Raw genomic sequence first — 4,452 nt, 5'->3', positions numbered from 1 at the left:
GCCGCCGCGTCGGGGGCGCCGGCGACGCGGCGTCCGCCGCGCCCCGGATGCGCGCGGACGTGCCGGACCGCCCCGCCGTACGCGCCGGTGCGGGGCCGGGCGAGCGCGTTGTGGGCGTCGGGACGGCAGCCGTCGGGGTCCCCGCAGGCGACGCGGAGCTCGAACCGGGACACGCGCGGCGCGATGAGGTCCTCGCAGGACGAGCGGGTCCAGCGCAGCAGCGACGTGACGTCCCGCTCGACCGGGGTGCGGCCCGTCCCGGAGTAGAGGGCGAGGTTGAACAGGTCGCGCGAGTCGAACCGCTCCCGGCCGCGCTCGCCGGTGGACGGCAGGCCGTGCCGGGCGAGGGCGGTCAGGGTCCGGTCGTCGCAGGCGAGCATCCGCGCGGCGTCGGCGCGTCCGGTGTCGGGGCGGTGGTGGCCGGGCGGGATGACGTAGAGCCCTTCGAGCGCGCGCAGCAGCCGGCGGTCGGCGCCGTCCCCGGAGCGGGCCCGCGCCGGGGACCTGTGTGCGGCGCCCACGTCAGCGCTTCACGATGCGGTAGTCGGACGGATCGAGAGTGCGGGTGCGGCGGCGGTAGCCCAGCATCGAGCCGGGCCAGTTGCTGGCGTTGCGTCGGCGGCCGTCCGCGCCGGCGCCGGAGTGCAGGTACCAGCTGTCGCAGCCGCCGGCGTTCCAGATCGTCCCGTCGAGGCGGCGCTGGAGCGCGGAGTCGAAGTCGGCGAGCACGCCCTCCCGGACGTCCATGTAGAGCACCTCCGGGTCGCGCAACGCGCGGGCCGCCTGCACGATGTAGGAGATCTGGCTTTCGAGCATGTGCACCACCGACCCCGAGCCGACATTGGTGTTGGGCCCGTACATCAGGAAGAAGTTCGGGAAGCCCGCGACGGCCATACCCAGGTAGGCTCGCGGTCCGTCCCGCCATGCCTCGTCCAGGTCCCGCTCAGTGAGACCTGTCACGCGCATCGGGGCGACGAAGTCCCGGGTGCGGAAGCCGGTGCCCATGATGACGGTGTCGGCGGGGTGCTCGCGCCCGTCGGCGGTGACGAGGCCGTCCGGGGTGGCGCCGACGACCGCGCTGGTGACCACGTCCACGTGCGGGAGGTTGAGGGCGCGGTAGTAGTCGCTGGAGATCAGGACGCGCTTGCAGCCGAGCTCGTAGCCGGGGACGAGGCGCTCGCGCAGCCGCCGGTCCTTCACCGACCACAGCGTGGTGCGGCAGAGAGCGCGGACGTGCGCCGACAGCAGCCGGCGGGCGCGCGGCGAGACCAGCATCGGGTTCAGCAGCGCCTCGAACCAGACGAACACCGCGAGCCGCGACAGCCGGGGCAGCAGCGGGATCCGCCGGTTGAGCGCGGTGCGCAGCGGCGGGTAGCGGCGGTCCCACTTCCAGCCGACCCACTGCGGTTCGCGCTGGAAGACGGTCAGCTTCGCCGCGCGCGGCGCGATCCGGGGGACGAACTGCACCGCGCTCGCGCCGTTGCCGACGACCGCGACGGTCCGCCCGGTGAGGTCGTGGCCGTGGTCCCAGCGCGCGGAGTGGAACACGGTGCCCGCGAAGTCCTCCAGCCCCGAGACGTCCGGCATCGCCGGGACGCTCAGCTGCCCGCACGCCGCGACGAGCAGGTCGGCCCGGTGCACCTCGCCCCCGGCCGTCCGCAGGTTCCACTGCCCGGCCTCCGCGTCGAAGCCGGCGCGGGTGATCTCGCAGTCGAACCGGATGTGCTCCAGGACGCCGTACTTGCGCGCGCAGTGCCGCAGGTAGGCGAGGATCTCCGGCTGCGGCGCGAACCGCCGCGACCAGTCCGGCTTCGGCTCGAACGAGTAGGAGTACAGGTGGGACGGGGCGTCGCAGGCGGCGCCCGGGTAAGTGTTCTCCCGCCACACGCCGCCGACGTCGCCGGCGCGCTCGAACACCGTCAGGTCGGTGAAGCCGGCGTGGAGCAGCCGGGCGGCGAGCCCGAGTCCGCTGAACCCGCCGCCCACGATCGCGATCGACGGCCGTCCCCGCATGCCCGTCACATCCCTCGCTAATTGGCGTTATGCCAATAGTGACGGACGTGTCGTCAAAATGAAACGGCGGGACCGCCCCGGGTGGGACGCGGACGGCGGTGGCCGGTAGAGGCCGGAGCGCTCAGCCGTGTGCGGCAGGGCGCCAGGGCGAATCGGGTTCAGTGGCGCGCGGGCGCTCGGCGACGCGCAGCGCGTAGGTGGGGGTGTCGGCGGCGACCGGGCCGAGGTAGGCGTGCCCCGTCAGATGGCACCAGGCGGGCAGGTCGATCGGCGCCGCCGGGTCGCTGGCGATGAGGTGGACGACCGTCCCGGGCTCCAGGCCCGCCAGGTGCCCGCGCAGTTCCAGCAGCAGCCGCACGCAGGAGCGGTCCCCGCCGTCGATGACCACCGGTTCCGAACCCATCCGGCCTCCCCCAGCGCCCGCGTCTCCGGCGGGCATTCACCCCATGGGGGAAATATAGGGCTTTGTGGGCTCCGCTCGCCGCGGAACAACCCGCGCCGGACGTCTGTTGCACGAAGTGGGATCACGCGCCGCATCCGGCCGCCGTCCGCGGATCCCGTCGAAGTCACCGCCCGGAGTCGCGCATGCGCGCATCCGAAGCGACGAACACGGAGCAATCGGAAGCGAACGCGATGATCGACAATATGAGGGACCGGCGCCCCACTCTTGACCCTCTCTTTCAGGCTTCGTCCAGCTTTGGGGCTTACAGTCGCAGTGAAGCACCCCCAGAAGTCACCCACGTGAGGAACCTGACCTTGGGGCGAGCCATGGATCTCGGAGCAGCACGAGTGGAGAGCACGGAGACCTGCGGGACGGTGTCCTTCCCCGCGGAGGTCGACCTGAGCAACGGCGAGGCGATCCTCGCCCAGGCCCTCGGGCTGCTCGACTCCGGGGCGCCCGCCCTCATCCTCGACCTGTCCGGCTGCACGTTCTGCGACTCCAACGCGCTGAACATCATCCTGCGCTCGCAGATGCGCGCCACCGAGCTCGGCGTGCCGATGTGGGTGGTGCTGCCGCCGCGCGGCATCGTCCGCCGGGTCGCCGAGGTGGCGGGCCTGCCGCGCCGCGTCGCCATCGCGCCGGACGTGACGACCGCGCGCGAGGCGCTCGAGCCCGTCCCGCACGCCTGACCCGTCCCGCGCACCTGCCCCGCCCCGGCGGCGGCCGGTCCGCCGGGGCCGCGCGCCCTTCCCCGCGGCTCAGCCGACGCGTTCGATCCGGGCGTGCCGGATCAGGAACTTCCCCGCCTCGCGCACCTGCTCGAACGCCGCGTCGTTCAGCAGCACGCAGCTGCCCGACGCGGACGTAACGGCGACCGTGGTGGACCTGCCGTTGTCGAGGTTCGTCACCTTCACCTTCGTCCCGACCGGCAGCCGGTCGCTGGACGCGGCGGGCGCGCCGGCCTCGCCGGACAGCGTCACCGTCGACCCCGGGCACACGACGTCGCCGCTCCCGGACGCCGCGGGCGCCGTGCTGCGCGCGGACGGCGTGGTCGGAGCGGACGCTCTGGCCGGCGTAGGCGCCGTGCTGGAGGACGGCGCGGGCGCCGCGCCCGAACCGCCGGCCGCCGCCTCTTCCTCCTTGCCGCAGAAGGACTCGGTGAAGGCGTCGACGGCCTCTCCCCGCGCCTTCCTCGCCCGCGCGCCCAGGCACAGCGACGTGACCTTGTTCGCCGGCCCGAGCCCGCTGGTCGCGTTGACGGTATCGGCGAACCGCTCGCGCTGCCGGCAGTGGAAGGCCAGCCCGAAGTCCAGCTTCGCGTCGCCCTTCGCCGCCTGCGCGTCCACCGCCCGGCAGATCGCGCTGACCTGCATCGCGGGCTTCTCGCCCTTCGCGCGCGCCGCCTGCCGCTCGTTCTCCAGCCGCGCGAACTGCGTCTGGTCGCACTGCTCGGCGGCGGCGACGTCGACCGCCCGGCCCGCCGTGATCTGCCGTTGCAGGGCGGCGCACCCGGACGACTCCGCCGCCACCCGTCCCGCCTGCCGCTGCTCACCTCCCCCGCAGGCGCCCGCGCCGAGCACCGCCAGCAGCCCGGCCGTGCCGAGCACCGCGCGCACCGCATTCCGCCGCATCATTCGAACCGCTCCTTCCGGTGGGGAACTCGCCTGGGTTACGAGCCCCGGCGGACGGCCGGTTCATAGATCAACTCCGCCTTAAATCCGCCCGAACTCCGCCTTGACCGGGGCGTTCGCGTGCCGGGGCGGGGCGCCGAGGCGCGTGATCTCTTTGCGTGATCTTGTGGTTCGCGGGATGCCGCGCGCCCGCCGACCGGGCATGGATCACGAGGACCGACGCGGACGGGTGTGGGAGCGGGGCGCGATGCAGGTGCAGCCGACGGGCGGACTCGGGCGGATCCCGATCCTGGACGTGGCGCCGGTGGTGGGGGGCGGCCGGTGGCCGGCGAAGGCCGTGGTGGGCGAGACCATCGAGGTGTCGGC

6 protein-coding genes are annotated in these 4,452 nt (G+C 73.8%); 2 read left to right on the top strand and 4 right to left on the bottom strand.

Annotation, left to right across the window (positions count from 1 at the left end; genetic code table 11):
- The 3 genes from ABZ914_RS47245 to ABZ914_RS47235 form a co-directional block, all read right to left on the bottom strand.
- Positions 1-521 (bottom strand): hypothetical protein (locus ABZ914_RS47245; RefSeq protein ID WP_500201178.1); only part of this gene is annotated, 521 nt, incomplete at its 3' end.
- A gap of 1 nt (position 522) precedes the next feature.
- Positions 523-2,013, bottom strand: a complete 1,491-nt coding sequence (locus ABZ914_RS47240) for a flavin-containing monooxygenase (RefSeq protein WP_500201177.1) — start codon at positions 2,011-2,013, stop codon at positions 523-525.
- A 121-nt stretch (positions 2,014-2,134) separates the two neighbouring features.
- Entirely contained in the window at positions 2,135-2,416 is a 282-nt protein-coding gene (locus tag ABZ914_RS47235) for a sulfurtransferase TusA family protein (protein ID WP_190868700.1), read from the bottom strand.
- A 386-nt stretch (positions 2,417-2,802) separates the two neighbouring features.
- Here ABZ914_RS47235 and ABZ914_RS47230 point away from each other — a divergent pair, with 386 nt between their 5' ends.
- On the top strand, positions 2,803-3,144 hold the full coding sequence (locus ABZ914_RS47230) for an STAS domain-containing protein (protein WP_206700389.1): 342 nt from the start codon (positions 2,803-2,805) through the stop codon (positions 3,142-3,144).
- A gap of 69 nt (positions 3,145-3,213) precedes the next feature.
- Here ABZ914_RS47230 and ABZ914_RS47225 read toward each other — a convergent pair whose 3' ends face one another.
- Entirely contained in the window at positions 3,214-4,089 is an 876-nt protein-coding gene (locus ABZ914_RS47225; RefSeq protein WP_500201176.1) for a hypothetical protein, read from the bottom strand.
- Between the two features lie 175 nt (positions 4,090-4,264).
- On the opposite strand from ABZ914_RS47225, the gene ABZ914_RS47220 reads away from it, so the two are divergent.
- Positions 4,265-4,452: maltotransferase domain-containing protein (locus ABZ914_RS47220; RefSeq protein ID WP_500201175.1), on the top strand; the 188-nt coding region annotated here is incomplete at its 3' end.

Source organism: Spirillospora sp. NPDC046719 (assembly GCF_040645715.1).
In the GTDB taxonomy this organism is placed as follows: domain Bacteria; phylum Actinomycetota; class Actinomycetes; order Streptosporangiales; family Streptosporangiaceae; genus Spirillospora.
The sequence above is the reverse complement of the archived record's forward strand: the minus strand, read 5'-3'. Positions and strand labels throughout refer to the sequence as shown.